General features: G+C 57.0%; 2 pseudogenes. Both read left to right on the top strand.

Annotated elements, in window-relative coordinates:
* Nucleotides 1-233: pseudogene (locus tag C487_RS07520) on the top strand (DUF4157 domain-containing protein); the annotation flags it as partial.
* A 5-nt stretch (nucleotides 234-238) separates the two neighbouring features.
* Nucleotides 239-619 (top strand): annotated as a pseudogene (locus C487_RS07515) (hypothetical protein); the annotation flags it as partial.

Here is a 619-nt window from a genome sequence, read left to right as displayed (position 1 = left end):
GCTGGACGGTTGGATCGGCAGTCGGGGCGATAGCTGGACCGGCCGGGGCAGTGGCCGGTGGCCTCGCTGGCGTTCCGCTCGGGGCCGTCCTCACCACGAAATTCGGCCAGCACGTCGCTGGCGAGGTCCAATCGCTCTTGCGAGATCGACTCGGTCTCAATACTGACCAGGAATTCGATCTTGCCGACGATATCGGAACGGGAGATTCGCAGGGTGAGGAACTCGGAAAGTGATCAACATGGAAGGGAATATTACTGGAGAAAACGACGAGCGTGTCGGTATCTATGTATATGACAACAATGAGGTTGAACACTGGATTGAAATAGAGTTTAACGGCGAAATTAAGTATCACGAACAGGATAGGTACCCGGACAAGGCAGCGGAACGCACCCATAGCGAGGGGGAACACGTTGGGCATGCACGCAGATACGCCCAGTATTACGTCGCTCGAGAGACCGAGCACGACACGATTCCGTGGGATCTGGATGGAGATCGATTCGAAGAGGTTCGGCAGGCGCTCGAGGGACTCTCGGACGGGGAGATCGAGACGTGCTTCGGTGAGCTCTTGGACCAAAGTCTGAGCCACTACGACGACGATCCCGAGGTAGACATCGGGGAC

Origin of the sequence: Natrinema pallidum DSM 3751 (assembly GCF_000337615.1) — an archaeon.
Lineage (GTDB): Archaea > Halobacteriota > Halobacteria > Halobacteriales > Natrialbaceae > Natrinema > Natrinema pallidum.
Note: the sequence above shows the minus strand (reverse complement) of the source record. Positions and strands in the feature narration are given on the sequence as shown.